Below are 21,157 nucleotides of genomic sequence, written 5' to 3' on the forward strand. Positions count from 1 at the left end.
AGAGAATGAGATGGATACGAATATTACTTGGCATACAGCTTCTGTTTCAAAAGATGAGAGAAGAGTGAAGAATGGGCATCACAGTTTTGTAGTTTGGTTTACTGGTTTATCAGCTTCGGGCAAATCTACAGTAGCGAATGCGGTTGCTCGTAAACTATTTGAAAAGAATATAGGAAATTATGTGCTAGATGGGGATAACATTCGGCACGGTTTAAATAAAGACTTAGGTTTTTCTGAAAGTGATCGTATAGAAAATATAAGACGTATTGGCGAAGTGGCGAAGCTATTTGTAGATCAAGGTACTGTTGTCCTTACAGCGTTTATTTCACCATTTCAAGTAGATCGAAAACAAGTTAGGGATTTATTAGCGGCAGATGAGTTTATAGAAGTGTTTGTAAAATGTCCAATTGAAGAGTGTGAAAAACGTGATCCAAAAGGGTTATACAAAAAAGCGAGACAAGGTGATATTAAAGAGTTTACTGGTGTTGATTCACCGTATGAGGAACCAAAACAAGCAGAATTAATTGTAGAAACGCACAAGTATTCTATTGAAGAATGTGCAGAACAAATCGTGAAATACTTACAAGAGCGTAGTTTTATATAGGGGGATTAAAAATGACTTATGAAAAAGTATGGGCAAATAATGAAAAATTGAATCCGTCCGAGAAAAAGAAATTAGAAAAAGATGGATTAGAAATTTTTAATGATATTCCTTACTATGCGGAGAATGGATTTGAATCTATTCCGAAAGAAGAGTGGGACGCTTTTAAATGGGCAGGATTGTATTTGCAAAGACCAAAAGAGGCGGGCTATTTTATGATGCGTGTCAACATTCCTTCTGGAATTATTACAAATGCGCAGGCAGAGGTGCTGGCTTCCATTGCTGAAGATTATGGGCGTGATGTGTTAGATATTACGACAAGACAGGCGATTCAGTTTCATTGGTTAGAAATTGGGCAAATTCCGGATATTTTTAAGAGGTTAGCTAGAGTTGGTTTATCTTCAGCGGGGGCATGCGGTGATATTACGCGTAATATCACAGGAAATCCACTTGCTGGAATTGATGCGAATGAACTATTTGATACAACATCGATTGTTAAAGAAACATACGATTACTTCCAACATAATGAAGAGTTTTCTAATCTACCACGTAAATTCAAAATGTCTATTAGTTCTAACATTTATAATTCAGCAAATGCAGAGATTAACTGTGTGGCGTTTACACCTGCTACGAAAGAAATAAATGGTGAGGAAAAGGTTGGGTTTCATATAAAAATAGGCGGAGGATTATCAGCTCGTCCGTACTTAGCGGAAGAATTAAATGTATTCGTTTTACCAGAAGAAGTGAAGGCAGTGTCGATTGCAATTGCTACTATATTCCGTGATTTTGGATATCGTGAAAAACGCCACTTAGCACGTTTGAAATTTCTTGTCGCTGACTGGGGCGCTGAGAAATTTAAAGAGAAACTAGTAGAATACACAGGCCCATTGCAAAGTAAAGGGGAAAGTGCTCTCAAAGGCTGGAATGCAGGATACTTTTATGGCGTTCAAGATCAAAAACAAGCAGGATTAAAGTATGTCGGCTTTAATGTACCAGTAGGGCGTTTACACGCAGAGGAAATGTTTGAGATTGCAAGAATTGCAAAGAAATATGGAAACGGGCAAATTCGAACTTGTAACTCTCAAAACTTCATTATTCCGAATGTTCCGCCAGAAAATGTTGCAGGATTATTAAGTGAACCGTTGTTTGAAGCAATTTCAGCAAATCCGAAATCGTTTATCGGTCATGCGGTTTCATGTACTGGCATTGAGTATTGCAATCTTGCGTTAGTAGAAACGAAAGAAAGATTACGCAAAATCGCAGAGTACTTAGATACACAAATTGCACTCGATGTTCCAGTTCGAATTCATATGGTAGGATGCCCGAACTCATGTGGTCAACGTCAAATTGCTGATATTGGTTTGCAAGGGATAAAACTGAAAACGAAGGAAAAGGGAATCGTTGAGGCGTTTGAAATATATGTGGGCGGAACACTATTAGACGGAGGAGCATATAACGAAAAGTTAAAAGGGAAAATAGATGGAGAAGATTTGCCGGATGTTCTCGTGTCCTTTTTAAGTTATTTCCAAAAGAATAAATTACTAGCCGAAACGTTTTATGATTTCGTAGGACGTGTTGGAGTGGAAGAATTACAAATTGTACTAAATCGTGTATTAGAAGAAGTAATAGCATCTTAGGAGGGGCAATATGGACTTATATCGATTTGAAGCTGTATTAGTAAATAGTATTGTTCCAATTGTTGTCGTTGCTCAGAGTGAAGAACAGGCATTTAAGCTTGCGGAAATTGAGCTTGAAAAACATTTTTTACCGTTACCAGAAGTGAAAGAGATTTCTTTGTTTGAAAAAAAGAAGATTCGAAAAGGGGCGGCATTTGTTATTCATGAGTAGAGAACATGTAATACGAAATAATAGTAACTTCCATTCGTGATGAAGAGTGGAAGTTTCATTTTATAGTAGAAATGAGGAGAGATTATGGGGAAGGTTTATATCGTCGGGGCGGGTCCTGGTGATCCGGATTTAATTACTGTTAAAGGGTTGAGATGCATCGAGAAGGCTGATGTTATATTGTACGACCGTCTCGTAAATAAAGAATTGCTTTCTCATGCAAAGCCTGAAGCGGATTTAATTTATTGCGGGAAACTCCCAAATTATCACACGATGAAGCAAGAGACAATTAACACATTTCTTATTAAATATGCGAAAAAAGGAAAAGTTGTAACGAGACTTAAGGGCGGAGATCCATTTGTATTTGGAAGAGGTGGAGAAGAAGCTGAAGCGTTAGCGAAGCAAAGTATCCCATTTGAAATTATTCCTGGTATTTCAGCTGGTATAGCTGCTCCTGCTTATGCTGGAATTCCAGTAACGCATCGCGATGCAAGTGCAAGTTTTGCTGTTGTGACAGGGCACCGGAAAGAAGGGGCTGAAGAGGAAGTGAAGTGGGAAAGTTTAGCGAAAGGTGTAGATACATTAGCGGTCTATATGGGGGTTAGTAATTTACCTTACATATGTGAACAACTAATAAAACATGGAAAAGATCAAAGTACACCTGCCGCTATCATTGAGTGGGGAACGACATCTATGCAGCGTACTGTTACAGCGACGTTAGGAACAATTGTAGATGTTGCCAAAAAAGAACGAATTCAAAATCCGAGTATGATTGTTATTGGAGAAGTTGTCCGTTTTAGAGAAAAGATACATTGGTTTGAGAAACAAACGGAAAATGCATATCAAGTAAGCGGAGTATTGTAAAATGAAGGCTGTTATATATATATGTCATGGAAGCCGTTTGAAAGCAGCAAAAGAAGAAGCGGTTGCATTTATTACGTCATGTATGAACCGTGTAGAGGCAAATATTCAAGAAATTTGTTTTTTAGAGCTAGCGAATCCTTCTATTGAAGAAGGATTTCGTACATGTGTGAAGCGTGGTGCTACAGAGATTGTCGCTATTCCTGTTTTTTTATTAGCGGCAGGACATGTAAAGAAAGATATTCCGCTTGAATTACGAAAGTTAAACGAGGAATATCCGGATATCAAAATAGTGTATGGTAATCCATTTGGTGTATCAGAAGTGCTTGTAAAAGCGGTATATAACGGAAGTGGTATTAAAGACTATAAGGAAGAAGTAACACTTTTGCTCGTTGCAAGAGGGAGTAGTGATCCGGAAACTTTACAAGACATAAAGTGGATTTCTTCTTTATTTCAAAAAGAAGAGAACATTAAAGAGGTGGAAGTTTGTTATTTAGCAGCCGCAGAGCCGAAGTTTGATGAGAGGTTGAAAGAAATTGTAGAACAAAAAGAACGGAACATTGTTGTGTTACCTTACTTATTATTTACAGGCTTACTCATGAAACATGTTGAGAAAGAAGTGCGTCAATATGAGTCGGAAGAGATAAAAATAAGTCCCTATTTAGGAAAGAATGTAGCGTTTCGAGAGATGTTAATTCAGAAAACAGAGGAAATATTGAAGGGAGATCAATATGTATCCACTTACAGTGCGAGTTGATAAGAAACGTGTTGTTGTCATTGGTGGAGGGAAAGTAGCGGGGTTTAAAATTATTCCTTTACTAAAACAAGGTGCGGATATTGTTGTAGTAAGTACAGAATTAGATGCAAATTTAGTGAAACTTGTAGAAGAAAAGCAAATTCGTTGGTATCAAAGAGAGTATGAGAAAAGTGATATTAAAGATGCTTTTTTAGTAGTTGCAGCGACTAGTGATTCGGTACTAAATGAACAAATTGCTGAAGATGCCGCAGTGAATCAATTGGTAAATGTTATTACGAATCCGGAAAGTGGAAATGTTCATTTTCCGGCGGCAATTCATCGTGGACTACTTAATTTAGCTGTTTCTACTGGAGGGGCAAGTCCGAAACTTGCAAAAAAGATTCGTGATGATATCGCAAATAAATATGATGAGAAGTATGAATCGTATCTTGATTTTTTATATGAAGTTAGACTAAAAGTGAAAGAATTACAAGTGGAGAAAAGGCAAAAAAATATATTGTTACAAGAAGTATTAAAGTCGATATATGTTCAAAGTGAACAAAAAAGAGAGCTTTTTTTACAAGAATTAGAGAGGGGAATTTATATAGGATAGTGAGTGAATTGTGCTTTACAAATATAAAAATATAATTTATAATCACAAGTAACTTCAAAAGATGAAATCGATGAGCAAGAAGAGTACGTATATTTGATGCGTTCAGAGAGCTGGGGTAAGGTGTGAGCCCGGTACGATAAAATATACAGAATGGGCTTGCGAGAGGTATGCTGAACATTGCAGTAGGCAACCCGGGTTCCGCCGTTAAAAGGATAGGGTATCGGAATTTTCCTGTACCTGAACAAGTGGGATTTATTGATCCAATTGAGGTGGTACCACGGTATTCTATTACATATATCGTCCTCTACATGCATATTTGCGTGTAGGGGACTTTTTTATTTTCTAAAGGAGGTGTGCGAGTATGAAATGAAAGTGTATAATTGATAAAAGTTATAATATTCAGAAAAGGAGAATTTATGATGAAAGAAACACAGCAATGGACGTCGAAAATTGGCTTTGTACTCGCAGCAGCCGGAGCCGCAGTAGGTCTTGGTGCAATATGGAAGTTTCCATATGTTGCAGGTAATGGTGGGGGAGGCGCATTCTTCCTTGTATTCTTACTATTAACTTTATTTATTGGTATGCCTCTTCTTTTAGCTGAATTTGTTATTGGCCGTAGTACTCAAAAAGAGGCCGTTACAGCTTATAAAGTATTAGTACCGAATAGCAAGTTATATCCTTGGATTGGTCGTATGGGGGTTGTTACTTGTTTTAGCGTACTATCTTTTTATAGTGTTGTAGGTGGATGGATTTTACTTTATTTATACTATAGTGTCACAGGTAGTTTCTGGAACGGAGTAGTCGATTATGGACAATTGTTTGCTGAAACAATTTCAAATCCAGTAAGTGCGATTGGGGCGCAATTCATCTTTATGCTTTGTACCATTTTTGTTGTTAGTAAAGGTGTGGAAAAAGGCATAGAAAAAGCAAGTAAGTACATGATGCCGTTATTATTCATTTTATTTATTGCTATCATTATTCGTGCGTTAACACTTGATGGTGCTATGGCTGGGGTAGAGTTCTTCTTAAAACCAGATTTTTCAAAGCTTACAGCAGATACGATTTTATATGCGATGGGACAATCTTTCTTCTCACTAACGGTAGGTGCCTCGGTAATGGTAACGTATAGTTCGTATTTAAAGAAAGAAGAGCATTTAGCTAAATCAGCAACATCTATTGTAAGTTTAACTGTATTTATTACAGTACTTGCAGGATTAGCGATTTTTCCAGCGATTTTCGCATTAGGAGTTAAACCGACAGAAGGACCAGGACTACTGTTTATCGTTCTTCCTGCTGTCTTTGCAAAAATTCCATTTGGACAATTTTTCTTCATTATGTTTTTAGTTTTATTCTTCTTTGCGACTTTAACATCTGCGATTTCAATGCTTGAAATTGTAGTAGCATCTGTTGCGAAAGATAATGAGAAGAAGCGTCCATCAGCTTCGTTATTAATTGGTATTCTTATTTTTGCAGTTGGAATCCCATCAGCGTTATCGTTTGGAATTATGAGTGATGTGAAAATATTTGGTAAGACATTCTTTGATTTCGTCGATTTTTCGGTAAGTAATGTATTACTGCCACTCGGAGTACTAGCCATTTCGTTATTTGTACCAAATAAAATGAGTAAAGAGCTATTAATGAAAGAATTAGAAGTTACGGAAACGAAAGGGAAAACATTGTTTAATATTTGGTTCTTCTTGCTTCGTTATGTTATTCCGGTAACTGTAATTATCGTATTTTTAAATGCGATAGGTGTATTTAAAATGTTTGCATAATAAAAAGACGGAGATGTGGATTCTCCGTCTTTTTATTGTGTTGTAGAAGTATTTAATAAGCGATTATATGCTTTATAAGCTGTGACAACTGCGATAAATGATCCAATTAAAAATAACGCTGAGCCGCCGAATGTAAATAGCCGGCCAATGTATGTTTCTCTAGCTTCTTCTATTTCTTCTTGTAATTGTGTATTCATATTTATCCCCCCGCAAAATATAGGCATTTAGTTGTAGTTTATGTAAAACGCCTAAAAAGTGTGAAGTAGTAAAAAAAACTCGGTATGCACCGAGTTTTTTATAATCCGATATAAGGAGATGGATCAACTGCGTTTGTCTTACCGACATTCCATTCCCCAAGGTGAAGTTCGAAGTGTAAATGTTGTCCGTATGATTGGCCAGTGTTCCCCATAAATCCAAGTTGAGTGCCTTGTTTTACAGTTTGTCCATTAGATACAGAACGGCTACTCATATGTGCATATACAGTTGTATATGTTTTTCCGTTTATACGGTGAGATAAGTATACAACATTTCCGTAACTAGATGATAATTCTGAACGGATAACGACGCCATCTGCAGCAGCTACGATTGGCACTGTTCCTGAAGCTGCGATATCGATTCCTTTATGGTTATCTAAAGAACGTGTACCAAATCCTGAAGTTTTCGATCCAGCGGCAGGTTTAATAAATCCACCTTTGTTCGTATCTTGCGGTGTTGGTGCGGATTGTGTGCTTTCTTTAGCAGAAGCGGCTACCTGTTTTTTTGCTTCCTCAGCCTTACGTGCCTCTTCAGCTTTACGCGCTTCTTCTGCACGTTTTTCTTCTTCAATTGCTTTTTGAACAGCTTGACGCTGGTTTTCTAAAATGCCTTTTGATTCTTCTAACCCTTCAATCTCTGAATCTACTTTTGCTACTTTCGTATGTAGATCGTTAATAAAAGTTTGTTGCTGTTGTTGGTTACTTTGTAATTCTTGCTGTTTTTGTTCTAATTTTTGCTCAGATTCTTTCAGTTGTTGCTCTTTTTTCTCAACAGCCTCTTTTTCTGTCGTCACAGCATTTTGATCGCTTGTTTGTTTTTTCACAATATCTGTATCGTTATTTAAAATTAAACTTACAGAATACATATTATCAACAAGATCGGCAATATTTGCAGAACTTGTTATTACTTCTGTAATGATACTCGTACGAGGCTTTTCTTGCATAGATTGTAGTCGTTGTTTAATAACTTCCTGCCGTGTATCTATGTTCGTTTGTAATTGCTCTATATGTTTCTTTTTTTCAGTAATAACTTGCTGTGTGTTGCTAATTTCTTTTTTTGTATCGTTTAATTCAGCTTCGTTTTTATTAATAGAAGTAGTTAATTCGTCGATTTTCTTTTGTAATTCCTGGATTTCTTTTTCTATTTGTTCTTTCTCAGCTGATTTATTTTGTAAGTCATTTTGTTTGCCTTCTAATTCGGATTGAATATTAGATAATTTATTCTCATTCGTTTCAGCGTATACGGGTGAAAGTAACGGGGAAACGAAAATCGTTCCAGCTGCTAAAACACTAAATGCTGCAAATTTCTTTTTCATGGTTGTCTTGCTCCTTTCCCTATGAATGTTATATATCATAAGAAGAAGAGTGTCTATCGTTGTAATCATAATGTAAAGAAAATTTTATAATTTTGCTAAGTTTTGTCGGAATTTAGTATCTTTTCGTAGTGTTTGTCATAAATTTAAAATTCTTGAATGTATAGAAAAAGATATCAATTTCTATATTTTTTTAAAAAAACATGGAAAATGATGGAATTTTCCATAATGAAACAGTATTTTAAAAACCTATCAATCACTAGTAAGGAATCGATTTCATGTGAGGTTTTCTGACATGAAGTTTATTTTTGTCAAGAAAATTATTTGCATTCGTGCAAACTTATTTTGTTGTCAGATTTTAAATTTTGATTTATGATTTTCAACAGGGACAAAATGTAGTGAATTGTCGAATAATATGTAATACTCTTAATTTCAAGTTTTATAGAGATAGAATGAGAGATAGAGTGACACATCGAAGAGGGGGTTACCACAAGTATGAAAAGAATAGGACTTGCATGGCAAATTTTAATAGGACTTGCGCTTGGTATTGCAGTTGGGGCGATTTTCTTTGGCAATCAGGAAGTGGTGAAGTACTTACAACCAATTGGTGATATTTTCATCCGATTAATTAAGATGATTGTTGTACCGATTGTTGTAGCGAGTATTGTTGTTGGGGTTGCTGGTGTTGGCGATATTAAAAAGTTAGGTCGACTAGGCGGAAAAACAATTATTTACTTTGAAATTATTACAACGATTGCAATTGCTGTCGGTCTATTAATAGCAAACATTTTCCAACCTGGAAAAGGCGTTGATATGGATAAGTTAACAAAAACAGATATTTCTAAATATACACATACGACAGAGCAAGTACAAAGTCATTCGTTCGCAGATACGTTTGTAAATATTGTTCCGACGAACATTATGAAATCATTAGCTGAAGGTGATATGCTTGCTATTATCTTCTTCTCAGTATTATTTGGTTTAGGTGTAGCAGCAATTGGTGAGCGTGGCAAACCAGTTCTACAATTTTTCCAAGGTGTAGCAGATGCAATGTTTTATGTAACGAACCAAGTTATGAAGTTTGCACCATTTGGTGTATTCGCATTAATTGGTGTTACAGTTTCTACATTCGGATTAGCTTCATTAATTCCATTAGGGAAATTACTCATTGTAGTATACGGAGCAATGATCTTCTTCGTTGTAGTTGTATTAGGACTTACAGCGAAAATATTCGGTATTAACATTTTCCAATTCTTTAAAATTTTAAAAGACGAGCTGATCTTAGCGTACTCTACAGCAAGTTCAGAAACGGTTTTACCGAAAATTATGGAGAAAATGGAGAAATTCGGTTGTCCGAAAGCAATTACATCTTTCGTTATTCCAACGGGTTATTCATTTAACTTAGATGGATCAACTTTATATCAAGCAATTGCGGCAATTTTCTTAGCGCAAATGTACGGTATTGAATTATCCATTACACAACAAATTACGTTATTACTTGTATTAATGGTTACATCAAAAGGTATCGCGGGTGTACCGGGTGTATCATTCGTTGTATTATTAGCAACACTTGGTACAGTAGGTATTCCAGCTGAAGGTTTAGCGTTTATTGCAGGTATTGACCGTATTCTAGATATGGCTCGTACAGCAGTTAACGTTGTAGGTAACTCTTTAGCGGCTGTAGTTATGTCTAAGTGGGAAGGTCAATATGACGCTGAAAAAGGACAAGCCTATTTAAAAGAGATATCTGAAAAGGGTCAAGCAGCTTAATTATAATATGAACAAGCTCTCACATAATATGTGGGGGCTTTTCTATATATAGAAGAGGAGCGGACGTAATGAAACGTAAATATGGTGACGGTTCTTCGTGGAAGCGACTAATAGAGAAGGATTATAGGGTTAAGCAAGTAGAGGATGGAATGTTAGGAATACTGGACATAAAAAAAGTGAGGGAACCTAGTCATAAAGAATACAATGGTAAACAGCTTTGCATTGCAGGTGATGGGTATACATGGATGCAATATTTTATAAACGGGAAAAACTTTGCAATTACAGCTATGTTAGACAATCAAAAACAATTAGTACAATATTATATCGACGTGACGAAAGAATATAAAATAGACGAGCGTGGTTTACCTTATTTTGATGATTTATATTTAGATGTAGTATTGTTACCGAACGGTGAGATCTATGTACTGGATGAAGACGAGTTAGAGGATGCCTATAAAATTGGTGATGTTACAAAAGAAGAATATGAGTTAGCATGGAATACAACAAAATGGATTATCGCGACGATAAAAAATAGAAAATTTTATTGGATCTCAATATTGGATAAAGAAATCGAAAAGTTAAAATGATTGGTTTATTCATATTTTTGTATAATTACCAAAAAAATCTATACAAAAAATAATTGACTTTTGTTTTGTAAGCGAGTAAAGTTAGGAAAGAAATTATTATTAAAAAATAAATATGAAACCTTCTTATAAAGAGAGGCGGAGGGACTGGCCCTACGATGCCTCGGCAGCGGACTCGATTTCAGAGTGCTGTGCCAAATCCAGCAAGCATGTGCTTGAAAGATGAGAAGAGTGTTTCTTATAGATGTATAAGACCTCTTCTCATCGGAAGAGGTCTTTTGTTGTTCATTAGAAAAGGTTGAAAACTAGGGAGAGATGATACTTTGAAAGAAACGAGAGGAAATGGTTTAGCGTTATTACCACTTGGAATATTTTTGGCGCTATTTATTGGTTCTGGAATTATTACAGGTGATTTCTATAAATTGCCGATACTTGTAGCAATTTCAATTGCCGTAGGAATTGCTTTAGTGATGAATCGTAAGGAAAGCTTTAATGTGAAAGTAGAACGATTTGCTAAAGGTGCAGGAAACCCTGATATTATGATTATGGTATTAATTTTTGTACTTGCAGGGGCGTTTTCTGAAACAGCAAAAGGAATGGGCGGAGTTGATTCCACTGTTAACTTAGCGTTATCTATTTTGCCACCAGGATTTATCGTTGCTGGAATTTTTGTTATAGGGGCATTTATTTCATTAGCGATGGGAACTTCAATGGGAACAATTGCAGCACTAGCACCGATTGCTGTAGGTATTAGTGGGCAAACTGATATCTCAATAGCACTTGCGATGGCTACTGTTGTGGGCGGAGCGATGTTTGGTGATAATTTATCATTTATTTCAGATACAACAATTGCTGCTGTTCGTTCACAAGGAACAGAAATGAAAGATAAGTTTAAAACGAACTTTTTAATTGTATTACCAGCCGCTATTATTACAATTGTACTATTAGTAATAATTACTTTAGGAAGTGATACACAAGTTAAAGCCCATAGTTTTGACTGGATAAAGATTTTACCGTATGCAGGAGTACTTATTACAGCACTACTTGGCTGGAATGTACTTATTGTGTTAACTGGTGGAACAATATTATCAGGTGCTATCGGCCTTATAGATGGAAGTTACACGTTAGAGAGTTTCTTTAAAAGTGTAACGACTGGAATGGGCGGTATGATGGAGCTAGTACTACTTGCTATATTAATCGGTGGTATGGTTGAACTTATCCAATATAATGGTGGCATTCAATATTTAATGAATCTTTTAACACGTAATATTCGTTCGAAAAAAGGAGCGGAGTTTGGTATTGCTGGCTTAGTGAGTATGACGAATGTGTGTACAGCAAACAATACAATCTCTATCATTTTTACAGGTCCGCTTGCGAAAAAAATTGCGGATCAGTATGAAATTGATCCCCGTAAATCAGCGAGTGTACTGGATCTTTTCTCTTGCTGTGTACAGGGGTTAATCCCATATGGTGCTCAAATGTTAACAGCGGCAGGATTTGCTGCGTTATCTCCGGTCGAATTGTTACCATATGCATTTTATCCAATTTTAGTTGGAGTATGTGGAATCATTTCTATATTAATTGGTTTCCCGAGATTTTCTAAAGTGGCGGAAAAAAAAGAGTATCATAAAACTGCATAACATAAAGAGACATTTATTATTAGCAGTTGAAAACGCTCGGAGAACATTCTCTGAGCGTTTTTTATTATTTATAAATCCTTTTTCAAATAGTAGTGTTTATAATCTCTTCCTACGTTATCGAGGATACCATACTCTTTATAACCATATTTTTTATAGAAATCTAATGCTTGAAAGCTTAAAGTGTCAACTTTTATAAAATCACAATTTCTTTCTAAAGCGATTTTTTCTACTTCTAATAACAGTTTAGTTCCATACCCTAATGCACGTATATCTTCATCGATGATAAAAGAGTGAATCTCTAACCAATTCCAACAGACTTCACCTAATATTCCCCCGCATATTTTACCATTTTCATCCTTAAGAAATAAATGAATCTCTAAGTATCTGTCTCTTAAATCAGATGGAAAGTGCTTTAAATTATATTCATAAAGCTGATTGTTTATATAGTTTTTAGCGGCGGTATTGATTTCTTTCGTAATGTGTAAATTCATGATATATCCCCTTTAATTTAAATGTAGCCTTCTGATTTATTTTAACATAATTTTCTTAATAATATATTTAATGTAATTTAATAAACGTTTGTATGTATTGCTAATTTTTTGGACGCGCAAGTTGAGATTTTCATCCGTTATTGAATAAGAATTTTTCTGTATCTATACGCATCGTATACATGTTCGTTTTGCAAAAGGCTGAATGCAACTCAGTCTTAAGTCTGAGTCGAAAACAGTTCTTAAGCTCGTTATGAAAAAATGAAAAAATAGTTAAGATAAGAGTATCAAATCGAAGGGAGGCAAGCACAAGATGAAACAATTTCTAGCGTTTATCGCAGCCGGTATTTTGGCTTTAATTGCTCTTGGTAGTCTTGCTGGTATTGTAGGATTCGCCATTGGAGCAGGAGTTGTGTACTGGAGCTATAAATCATTTGTGCGAGCTAAATCATTCTTTGGAAAGTTAGCTTGGGGTATTGTTGGTTTAATCGGTTTGTCCATTGCGCTTTCTCATTCCCCAGCATTAATCGGTATCGCAGCATTAGTAGTTTTATACTACGGATACCGTGAGTGGAAAAAAGGAAAAAATGTAGTTGTTGATTCTGCTCCAGAAAGTGCTAAACCATATAGCAACTTTGAAGATGAGTGGAACAAGTTAATGAAAAACTAATATAAAATAAATCAAATTATAAAGTAGAAGAGAGGAAGATTATAATGAAACAATCTTTATTCGGACGTGTACGCGATGCAATTTTAGCTGATTTTCATAATGTGTTAGATGAGAAAGAAAGAAAAAATCCAATTGCTATGTTAAACCAATATTTACGCGATAGTGAGCGTGAAATAACAAAAATTGAGAAGTTAATTCAGCGTCATAAAGCATTAAAATCTAACTTCGCTCGTGAGCTTGAGCAAGCACGTTATTTCGTTAATAAAAGATCAAAGCAAGCTATCATCGCACAAGAAGCAGGCGAATTGCAATTGCATGAACGTGCATTAGAAGAAGTAGCGTATTATGAAGGGCAAGTAACTCGCTTAGAAGAAATGTATGCTGGTGTTGTAGAGCAAATTGATGAGTTAGAGCGTCGTCTTTCAGAAATGAAAAATAAATTAAAAGAAATGAACGCAAAGCGTATGGAATTAATGGCACGTGAAAATATGGCGCATGCAAACCGCCGTATGAATACTGCTATGCATAAAATGGATGAAAATAATCCGTTCTTACGATTCGAAGAAATTGAAGATCACATTCGTGACATAGAGCTTCGTATAAATGAAGAGCATGAGCGTGATACATTTGATATGAAAATTGCAAAACTAGAGAGTGAAATGAAAGAGAAAAATGAAGTATCGTTAACGAAAGAAGTAACAAAATAATTGTAGTATATAATAAAACAGGCTTATGATATAGTGATAGGAGAAAAGGTGTTGGAAAGCAATGCCTTTTCTTCTATGTATATGTGACAAGGAGGGGGGAGCTGAAATGAAGAAGCAATTTTCAAAAACACAATTTATGGGGATGCTCCTCATCATATTTGGATTCGGTCTTTTTCTTGATATGATACTTGGACATTTTGAACCAGGTGGTCTAATATTTGCATTTATTATGATTATGTTTGGAAGACATTATCGAAAGAAGAACCGTTATGTAAGAGGGAATGTATTTTTATTTGTCGGTGGTATTGTCTTCTTATTCTTCTTATTTTCATCAGCGGCATTCGTACTTGTTGTGTTTGCTTGTTTAGCTTTAATTGGTTATCAACTTATTCAACAAGGACATCGGCAAAAAGCAATGAAAGTTGAAATTAAAGAAAAAGGATATATAAATGAAGAAAAACAAATATATCGTACAGAACCGTATATAAAAAATATGTTTGTAGGTAATGTACGAATGATGGATCATATTTATGAAATAGAGGATATTAACGTCCAATATGGTGCTTGTGACGTCGAGATTGATTTAACAACTGCTATGATTCCAGAGGGAGAAACGGTTATTGTGATTCGGGGCGTCATTGGTAATATTCGCTTATATGTACCATATGATATTGAATTGTCTTTAAATCATTCTGTTATTGTTGGGCGAGTGCTCCTGCCAGGACACGAAGAAACTGGATTTAACCGTAATGTTACGTTTAGAACAGAACAGTATAAAGAAGCCCCTCGTCGTATTAAAATTATTTCTTCGCTTGTCGTAGGCGATACGGAAGTGAGGAAAGTATAATGAAAAAACAAAGGAATATTTCGTGGATGTATATTCGTTATTCTATGTTGTCCTCTGTGAGTATCGCACTTATTTGTACAATTGTATATGTATGGAAAAGCGAGCAACAAGTTTATGATTTACTCTGGAAAGAATCCATTGCTTCTGTTCCAATTGGCTTGTTTATTATGAGTACGAGTCTTCTTATCGGAGGAATTGTAGGATATGCAATCGGTTATTATATAGAACAGCGTATACAAGGATTAAATACTTTTCTATTTGAAGTAGAGCGAGGGAATTTTCCGAGTGATGTTTCATTTACTGCGGACGATGAATTTCATGAAGTGGAACGAAAAGTAATTGGTCTTGCTCGTCGCTTAGAGGAGCAAGCTGGGCTATTTCAAAAAGTAACGAATGAACGAGCCCATTGGAATGAAGAGATGAGACAAGAAGCGATTTCTCAAGAAAGGCATCGATTAGCGAGAGAGCTGCACGATTCTGTAAGTCAGCAGCTTTTTGCAATGTCGATGATGATGTCAGCCATTAATGAGCAAGCAGCTGAAATTCCAGACACGACGAAAAAACAGTTGCAGCTTGTTGAGAATATGGTTGTAAATGCACAATCAGAAATGAGAGCATTGCTCCTTCATTTACGCCCAGTGCAGTTAGAAGGTAAGAAACTAACAGAGGGTATAGAAGAATTATTAACAGAACTGTCTAGAAAGCAACATATGAAAATTGAATGGTTAATTGAACCGATTCAATTAAAAAAAGGTGTAGAGGATCATTTATTCCGTATTGTACAAGAGGCGCTGTCTAATACTTTACGGCATGCGAAGGCAAAGAAAACCGAAGTACGCCTTCGGAAAATTGATCAATATGCGATTTTGAAAATTATTGATGACGGTGTTGGGTTTAAAGTTGGTGTTAATAAGGCTGGTTCATACGGTTTAAGGTCAATGCAAGAGCGAGTTCATGAAATTGGTGGTACATTAAAAGTTCTTAGTTTTCCGAATAAAGGTACGCAAATAGAAGTGAAAGTACCTATTATGATTGAGAGAGGGGGAGAATCATGATAAAAGTATTACTAGTTGATGATCATGAAATGGTTCGAATGGGTGTATCAGCATATTTATCAACGCAGCCAGATATTGAAGTAGTTGGAGAAGCTGAAAATGGAAGAAAAGGTTCAGAGTTAGCGTTGCAATTAAGACCGGATATTATTTTAATGGACCTTGTTATGGATGAGATGGATGGGGTTGAAGCGACACGTGCTATTATTCAAGAATGGCCAGAAGCGAAAATTGTAGTTGTCACGAGCTTTTTAGATGATGAAAAGTTATATCCTGTTATTGAGGCGGGGGCGACAAGTTATTTATTAAAAACATCAAGAGCGAGTGATATTGCAGATGCTGTAAGAGCTACTTATGATGGGGAAACGGTATTAGAGCCGAAAGTTACTGGCAAAATGATGTCTCGTATGCGTCAGAAGAAAGAACAACCTTTGCATGAGGAGCTAACAGAAAGAGAGTCTGAAATTTTGTTATTAATTGCAGAGGGGAAAAGTAATCAAGAGATTGCAGATGAGTTGTTTATTGCCCTTAAAACAGTAAAGACACATGTGAGTAATATATTAAATAAGCTAAATGTAAGTGACCGGACACAGGCGGTTATTTATGCGTTTAGACACCAATTGACGAAATAAGAAGGAAGCTTTGACTATATATGGTCAAAGCTTTTTATTGACGGTTATTAATGTAAGCGTTATCATTTAGGTGTTAACAGTACATACAAAGGGGAGAGAGTGTATGTTAGTTCAAACGATATTTGGAATGGATGAAACGAAAAAATTAGGCAACTATGTGAATGCGTTGCAAGCACTTTGTGAACAATATGATATTGAAACAGATCGTATTGCAATTATTGAGGCAACAGAAGAATATTATTTATTTCTAGTGAAGCAAGAAGATTGCTATGATGTTGTAAAAGTAGAAACAGTGGATACAAATATTGATTACTATACGAAAGCTTATAAAGTAAGTAGCTTTAATCATACTTCTTATCAAATGTAAAAAACTCCCGAAATGGGAGTTTTTTTATGATACTTTCGATTCAGGTGAATGATCCGTTAATGGTACTGCTTTGGCGCCACTTAATTTTGCGATAGCAAAACCGATAATAGCCCCAACTAATGCTGGTACTAACCAGCCGATTCCTTCATTATATAATGGAATAAACTCGAAATAAGATGTGATAGATGAAACAGGAATATTCCCTTGTTTTAATCCATCAAATACGCTCACAACTGCAGAACCAATTAACGCACCTACATAAACAGAACGATATCCACCGAAATATTTATGAAGTAATGATAGTAATACGAGTACAATCGCAATTGGATATACAACAAGTAAAATAGGAACAGAGATTGCGATAATTTTTGTTAAACCTAAGTTGGCAACTAATAATCCTAATGTGCAAATGACACTTGCTAACGTTGTGTATGAAAATTTCGTTAATAATGTTGAGAAGTATTGACTGCATGCAGATACAAGTCCAATACATGTTGTTAAGCAAGCGAGTGTAACGATAAGAGATAATAGAATTAGACCATATGGACCGAGTAATTGTTGTACGATAACGGTAAGTAGCTGTCCGCCGTTTGTTGCGTATCCGAGAGAGACACTAGTTGTACCGAGCCAGCCAAGTGCACCATATACAAGTACGAGACCAGTAGCGGCAATAAGTCCTGCTTTTGCTGTTGCGATGGCAATTGATTTACGATCACTCACACCTTTTGAGCGAATTGCATTTACAACGATAATCCCAAATGCAAGTGCTGAAATGGTATCCATCGTTAAGTATCCTTCCATAAAACCTTTGAAAATTGGAGAAGTTTGATACTCTTGCATTGCTGGTCCAGATTGCCCGAGGGGTGTAAATACACTCTTAACGAATAATAAAAAAATAGAGAGTAATAAAATAGGTGTTAATACACTTCCGATACGATCGACGAGCTTAGAAGGGTTTAAACTAAGCCAAAATACGATAGCAAAGAAGATGACTGTGTATAAAAATAGCACTAGGCTGCTAGAGCGAATAGTTTCTGGTAAGAAAGAACTAATTCCCATTTCATAAGCGACATTAGCAACACGTGGGATGCCCATAGATGGACCGATTGCAATGTATACAACTACCGTAAAGAATATTCCGAATAATGGGTGTACATGACTTGCAAGTTGTTGCATTCCATTTCCTGATAGAGAAATAGCGATAACAGTAAGTAGTGGTAAGCCGACTCCTGTTAGTAAAAAACCAATCATTGCTGGCCAAAAGTTTTCACCAGCATTTTGTCCAAGCATTGGAGGGAAAATTAAATTTCCTGCTCCAAAAAATAAAGAAAATAGCATAAGACCTGTGAAAAAAACATGTTTTTTTGATACAGTGTTCATTGTTTTTTTCCTCCTTTTTTGTAAATTCATTGTAAGAACACAAAAAACTCGCCCCTTAAGAAAGGGACGAGTTATATTTACCCGCGATACCACCCTAATTTATACATGTAGAAATATATCTATATGTATACGGCTTTACAACGTACAACATGATACGTGTTCCTTGTAACGGGGGACGACCGGTAAGAACTTACTTTAGCATTCGGTTCTACTTCTCGGAGATGATTTTCGGTTACGAACTGAGCGTTGGCTTTCAGCAAAATACCAACTCTCTGGGGAACAGCTCTATAACATACTCGTTCTCGTCAATGAATTTTTATTCAAGTATTCTGACAACATTTTCACATGTTTTTTTTAGAAAGTCAACATATTTTTTGAGAAATACACTTTCCTGTAGAAATATAGCTGAGAATATAAGGGTTAATACTATTTGTAAAAATGCTGTAAAACATTATAGAGAATTGTAAAGTTTATGGAGAAAATCGATATTTATAGGAGTAAGGAAGGAATTGTTTGAATTTGCAGAGAATAATACAACAATCCACTTGCTGGAAAGAACAAACCAAAAGAGGTGACTGAAATGCTTGCGATGGGAGTATTATTTGGCATTATTGCTATAATTGGTTTTATGTGGTTATATTATTCGCGTTCGTTTAAACAAGCAGAAGTTTTACTCTTTCAAAAAGGTAGTTTGTTGACAAATCAGTCTAGATATTTAGTATGTCCGAAGTGTGGAAGTGCACAGGCCAGGAGTGGAGGATATCAAGAGTGTTGCAAAATTAGATTATGAAAGAAGGAAGCCTCACATTATTTTGTGAGGCTTCCTTCCTTACAATTTTTTCGCGCTCCAAATTGTCCAACGATCTCTTTCGATGATAGGAGAGACGTTTTGTAATGCCGTTTGGATATGATGTAGAAGCTGAGAAAGTTCATTATCTGTTAGTTCATATAGAATGGATCGGCCTGTTCGAGGAGATAAATCTTGTAGCAAAGCCTCTACAGAATCATGTACTTTTCGTACTTCCCATTGTGTTTGAATAGGGAGCGCTTGAAGAGGATATGTTTGTAATAATTGCTGTATAGTAGTGGTTTTTGGTCTTCTTTGCGCTTCTGTTTCAATGAGTTTTGGAAAGACCGAGAAAAAATATCCACGAAGGTGTTCAGGACTTCCTGGGATTATACAATCTTCAATGGTCCGGTCTTGTAAAATAAGTAGACCGTCTTTTTTTAATATACGAGAAGCCTCTCGTATAAATGTGGGAATATCATGCAAATGATGAATGACTGCACGAGAAATGACAAGGTCGAATGTTTCATTAGGGAATGAGATATTATGTGCATCACCGTGAATGAATGAAATGTTTGGGAAGGTATTACAATTTTCTTTTGCAGCTTGTAATATTTCTTTTGAAAAATCAAGCCCAACAACATTTTTGGCTCCCATAAGAGCAAGTTCTTTCGTATAAATGCCTCCACCACAACCTATATCAATTATTTGTTTGTTTTGTACATCTACAATATTGTTTATTGCTTCCTGCCATGAAATATGTGCGTTACGATTTGCATACGTATACTTATTATTTGCATCATGAAAATTAATGGACATTGTAAAATCCTCCCTTCAGTTTATAGTATAGCTCATTCTATATAATGTAACGTTTTTGTTTTATGCATGAGGATTATAAGGATTTCTTATTGGAAAAGGAGAATCGATTTGAAAGGGAAATATTTAATGTTTTTATGTGTTATTTTACTCGCGTCGTGTGGTCAATCCGAGCAAAAGAAAGAACCGAAACAAGTAGAGGAGACAGTGAATGAAATGAGAGAACCATTACAAGTAACTGTTATGCAAAAAGGTAAAGAAGAAAAAAATTTAAAGAAAATGGATGCGGAGTTGGTGGTGGATATTATAAACAAAGCGGAAAAACAAGAAGTAACGGGTAGTTTTGGTGAACCGGAATATGAAATACAAATTAGTAGTGATGGAAAAAAAGAAACATATTATGCATGGTTAAGAGGAGAAGATCGCCGAGGATGGATTCAATATAAGAAAGATATGTATATGCTTAACGAAAAAGATACGGAAAAGCTTTTGGCTATCTTTCCAAAGATTCCAGAACAAAAAGAAGATGAGATGCAGGTAGGTACTTTAACGGAAGTAACAAAAAAAGACATGCAGATTACTGCGTTTCATATTAAAGCAGGTGATCAAAAAATGAATTATACAGTACGTTATACGATTTCACAATCACTATATAATAAGTTAGCAAAGGAACAAGAATATTATTTGCAATTAATTTTCCCGGAAAAGGTTCAAAAATTAATTGGCGCAAAAGAGAGTGAGATAATTTCAGCTGAAAAAGTAAAGGAAGGGTATAAACAGTATGAGTTGAATGTTACTGTTCCGATAAAAGATGCTTCAGAATCACAATTAAAATCACTAGAAACCTATTATGACAATCACGATTTACAAATATTAAATAGTAAGAAAGAAAAAGTAGGAGCATTTCAAAACATTATTCAAATTGTTAAAGAGTATGGTGAAAAAATGAATTTACAAAGATAAAGTGAAATTTTAATCAGCGGGGGCATCCCCCGCTGATTATTAGCACGACTCCTACCTAAATTCTTTGCTCCAGCCGAATTTTGAGGTGGGATTCTTACTGCCCGTAAATAGCGGGCAGTAAGAATCATAAAGTCTATATGGCCTTTCCTAGGAAATGATAATAGAGGGGAAAGATCCCCTCTATTATTTTGCTTTTGCAGATGGCTCATTCATTGATTTTCGTGTAATTAGAAAGGAAATCATAAGAGCAGAAAGAATAATAAGGGCTATAAATAAGTGATTTGGCAACCAATCTAATAATAATACGTAGCTGACGGTATAAAAAATAAGAGTTGAAGCTAAAAACGATAGAGCGCCTATCATAAGAGATTGTAATTTCATTTGTATTTACCTCCTTTTATTTTTATTTTTGGCTAAAAATGGATGGAATAAACATTATTTCTAACAATAGAAAAA

24 protein-coding genes, 1 riboswitch and 2 other annotated features are annotated in these 21,157 nt (G+C 35.6%); of the genes, 18 read left to right on the forward strand and 6 right to left on the reverse strand.

The window, feature by feature from the left end:
* Positions 1 to 10 precede the first annotated feature (10 nt).
* The 7 genes from cysC to QCI77_RS07365 all read left to right on the forward strand — a co-directional run bounded on the left by cysC (position 11) and on the right by QCI77_RS07365 (position 6,431).
* Positions 11 to 604: an adenylyl-sulfate kinase gene (gene cysC, locus QCI77_RS07335; protein WP_061675107.1), complete on the forward strand. Its 594-nt coding sequence runs from the start codon at positions 11 to 13 to the stop codon at positions 602 to 604.
* An 11-nt stretch (positions 605 to 615) separates the two neighbouring features.
* Positions 616 to 2,238 (forward strand): nitrite/sulfite reductase, encoded by a 1,623-nt coding sequence (locus QCI77_RS07340; RefSeq protein WP_353824709.1) that lies wholly within the window; start codon positions 616 to 618, stop codon positions 2,236 to 2,238.
* Positions 2,239 to 2,248: 10 nt separating this feature from the next.
* The gene (locus tag QCI77_RS07345; RefSeq protein WP_000366913.1) at positions 2,249 to 2,449 is read left to right on the forward strand and encodes a DUF3906 family protein; all 201 of its coding nucleotides are present in this window, start codon (positions 2,249 to 2,251) and stop codon (positions 2,447 to 2,449) included.
* A gap of 84 nt (positions 2,450 to 2,533) precedes the next feature.
* Positions 2,534 to 3,310: a uroporphyrinogen-III C-methyltransferase gene (gene cobA / locus QCI77_RS07350; RefSeq protein WP_002030683.1), complete on the forward strand. Its 777-nt coding sequence runs from the start codon at positions 2,534 to 2,536 to the stop codon at positions 3,308 to 3,310.
* A 1-nt stretch (position 3,311) separates the two neighbouring features.
* Complete coding sequence (locus QCI77_RS07355; RefSeq protein ID WP_016092989.1) at positions 3,312 to 4,064, forward strand: sirohydrochlorin chelatase; 753 nt, start codon at positions 3,312 to 3,314, stop codon at positions 4,062 to 4,064.
* On the forward strand, positions 4,039 to 4,656 hold the full coding sequence (locus QCI77_RS07360) for an NAD(P)-binding protein (protein WP_353824710.1): 618 nt from the start codon (positions 4,039 to 4,041) through the stop codon (positions 4,654 to 4,656). The genes QCI77_RS07355 and QCI77_RS07360 overlap by 26 nt, the downstream gene beginning before the upstream one ends.
* Before the next feature lie 61 nt (positions 4,657 to 4,717).
* Positions 4,718 to 4,964, forward strand: a binding site (T-box leader).
* Between the two features lie 111 nt (positions 4,965 to 5,075).
* A complete protein-coding gene (locus QCI77_RS07365; protein ID WP_002140989.1) occupies positions 5,076 to 6,431 on the forward strand; it encodes a sodium-dependent transporter in 1,356 nt (451 codons plus the stop codon).
* Between the two features lie 32 nt (positions 6,432 to 6,463).
* On the opposite strand, the gene QCI77_RS07370 is transcribed toward QCI77_RS07365, so the two are convergent.
* Both QCI77_RS07370 and QCI77_RS07375 read right to left on the reverse strand, forming a co-directional pair.
* Positions 6,464 to 6,628, reverse strand: a complete 165-nt coding sequence (locus tag QCI77_RS07370; protein WP_003188170.1) for a hypothetical protein — start codon at positions 6,626 to 6,628, stop codon at positions 6,464 to 6,466.
* A 98-nt stretch (positions 6,629 to 6,726) separates the two neighbouring features.
* Entirely contained in the window at positions 6,727 to 8,001 is a 1,275-nt protein-coding gene (locus QCI77_RS07375; protein WP_044437969.1) for a murein hydrolase activator EnvC family protein, read from the reverse strand.
* A 492-nt stretch (positions 8,002 to 8,493) separates the two neighbouring features.
* Here QCI77_RS07375 and gltP point away from each other — a divergent pair, with 492 nt between their 5' ends.
* From gltP to QCI77_RS07390, 3 genes are all read left to right on the forward strand, one after another.
* Positions 8,494 to 9,768: a glutamate/aspartate:proton symporter GltP gene (gene gltP / locus QCI77_RS07380; RefSeq protein WP_002030692.1), complete on the forward strand. Its 1,275-nt coding sequence runs from the start codon at positions 8,494 to 8,496 to the stop codon at positions 9,766 to 9,768.
* A gap of 68 nt (positions 9,769 to 9,836) precedes the next feature.
* A complete protein-coding gene (locus tag QCI77_RS07385; protein WP_002135200.1) occupies positions 9,837 to 10,355 on the forward strand; it encodes a ribonuclease FAU-1 family protein in 519 nt (172 codons plus the stop codon).
* Between the two features lie 120 nt (positions 10,356 to 10,475).
* Positions 10,476 to 10,581: riboswitch (SAM riboswitch) on the forward strand.
* A 94-nt stretch (positions 10,582 to 10,675) separates the two neighbouring features.
* The gene (locus tag QCI77_RS07390; protein ID WP_088292783.1) at positions 10,676 to 11,992 is read left to right on the forward strand and encodes a Na+/H+ antiporter NhaC family protein; all 1,317 of its coding nucleotides are present in this window, start codon (positions 10,676 to 10,678) and stop codon (positions 11,990 to 11,992) included.
* Between the two features lie 68 nt (positions 11,993 to 12,060).
* On the opposite strand, the gene QCI77_RS07395 is transcribed toward QCI77_RS07390, so the two are convergent.
* Positions 12,061 to 12,483: a GNAT family N-acetyltransferase gene (locus QCI77_RS07395; protein WP_002011677.1), complete on the reverse strand. Its 423-nt coding sequence runs from the start codon at positions 12,481 to 12,483 to the stop codon at positions 12,061 to 12,063.
* A gap of 310 nt (positions 12,484 to 12,793) precedes the next feature.
* Here QCI77_RS07395 and QCI77_RS07400 point away from each other — a divergent pair, with 310 nt between their 5' ends.
* From QCI77_RS07400 to QCI77_RS07425, 6 genes are all read left to right on the forward strand, one after another.
* Positions 12,794 to 13,150: a lmo0954 family membrane protein gene (locus tag QCI77_RS07400; RefSeq protein ID WP_002011676.1), complete on the forward strand. Its 357-nt coding sequence runs from the start codon at positions 12,794 to 12,796 to the stop codon at positions 13,148 to 13,150.
* A 44-nt stretch (positions 13,151 to 13,194) separates the two neighbouring features.
* Positions 13,195 to 13,857 (forward strand): PspA/IM30 family protein, encoded by a 663-nt coding sequence (locus tag QCI77_RS07405; RefSeq protein ID WP_002030696.1) that lies wholly within the window; start codon positions 13,195 to 13,197, stop codon positions 13,855 to 13,857.
* Positions 13,858 to 13,963: 106 nt separating this feature from the next.
* The gene (liaF, locus tag QCI77_RS07410; RefSeq protein ID WP_002126337.1) at positions 13,964 to 14,704 is read left to right on the forward strand and encodes a cell wall-active antibiotics response protein LiaF; all 741 of its coding nucleotides are present in this window, start codon (positions 13,964 to 13,966) and stop codon (positions 14,702 to 14,704) included.
* Positions 14,704 to 15,759 carry a sensor histidine kinase gene (locus QCI77_RS07415; protein WP_002011673.1) on the forward strand — a complete coding sequence of 352 codons (1,056 nt, stop codon included), beginning with the start codon at positions 14,704 to 14,706 and terminating at the stop codon, positions 15,757 to 15,759. The genes liaF and QCI77_RS07415 overlap by 1 nt, the downstream gene beginning before the upstream one ends.
* A complete protein-coding gene (locus QCI77_RS07420; protein WP_000598709.1) occupies positions 15,756 to 16,388 on the forward strand; it encodes a response regulator in 633 nt (210 codons plus the stop codon). Before QCI77_RS07415 ends, QCI77_RS07420 begins: the two co-directional genes overlap by 4 nt.
* Before the next feature lie 70 nt (positions 16,389 to 16,458).
* Positions 16,459 to 16,755 carry a DUF3992 domain-containing protein gene (locus QCI77_RS07425; protein WP_002030700.1) on the forward strand — a complete coding sequence of 99 codons (297 nt, stop codon included), beginning with the start codon at positions 16,459 to 16,461 and terminating at the stop codon, positions 16,753 to 16,755.
* A 24-nt stretch (positions 16,756 to 16,779) separates the two neighbouring features.
* Here the strand turns inward: QCI77_RS07425 and brnQ3 are convergent, their stop codons facing one another.
* Positions 16,780 to 18,135, reverse strand: a complete 1,356-nt coding sequence (gene brnQ3, locus QCI77_RS07430; protein WP_060750571.1) for a branched-chain amino acid transport system II carrier protein BrnQ3 — start codon at positions 18,133 to 18,135, stop codon at positions 16,780 to 16,782.
* A gap of 59 nt (positions 18,136 to 18,194) precedes the next feature.
* Positions 18,195 to 18,453: a binding site (T-box leader), on the reverse strand.
* 262 nt (positions 18,454 to 18,715) lie between these two features.
* Between brnQ3 and QCI77_RS07435 the strand changes: the two genes are divergently transcribed.
* Positions 18,716 to 18,925, forward strand: coding sequence for a hypothetical protein (locus tag QCI77_RS07435; protein WP_000880630.1), 210 nt, complete (start codon positions 18,716 to 18,718; stop codon positions 18,923 to 18,925).
* Positions 18,926 to 18,964: 39 nt separating this feature from the next.
* Here the strand turns inward: QCI77_RS07435 and QCI77_RS07440 are convergent, their stop codons facing one another.
* Complete coding sequence (locus QCI77_RS07440) at positions 18,965 to 19,741, reverse strand: class I SAM-dependent methyltransferase (RefSeq protein WP_353824711.1); 777 nt, start codon at positions 19,739 to 19,741, stop codon at positions 18,965 to 18,967.
* A 108-nt stretch (positions 19,742 to 19,849) separates the two neighbouring features.
* Here QCI77_RS07440 and QCI77_RS07445 point away from each other — a divergent pair, with 108 nt between their 5' ends.
* Positions 19,850 to 20,701 (forward strand): YhfM domain-containing protein, encoded by an 852-nt coding sequence (locus QCI77_RS07445; protein WP_002011668.1) that lies wholly within the window; start codon positions 19,850 to 19,852, stop codon positions 20,699 to 20,701.
* Positions 20,702 to 20,884: 183 nt separating this feature from the next.
* On the opposite strand, the gene QCI77_RS07450 is transcribed toward QCI77_RS07445, so the two are convergent.
* Positions 20,885 to 21,082, reverse strand: a complete 198-nt coding sequence (locus QCI77_RS07450; RefSeq protein WP_000776287.1) for a hypothetical protein — start codon at positions 21,080 to 21,082, stop codon at positions 20,885 to 20,887.
* Between the last annotated feature and the right edge of the window lie 75 nt (positions 21,083 to 21,157).

This window comes from Bacillus cereus group sp. MG9 (genome assembly GCF_040459995.1).
In the GTDB taxonomy this organism is placed as follows: domain Bacteria; phylum Bacillota; class Bacilli; order Bacillales; family Bacillaceae_G; genus Bacillus_A; species Bacillus_A mycoides.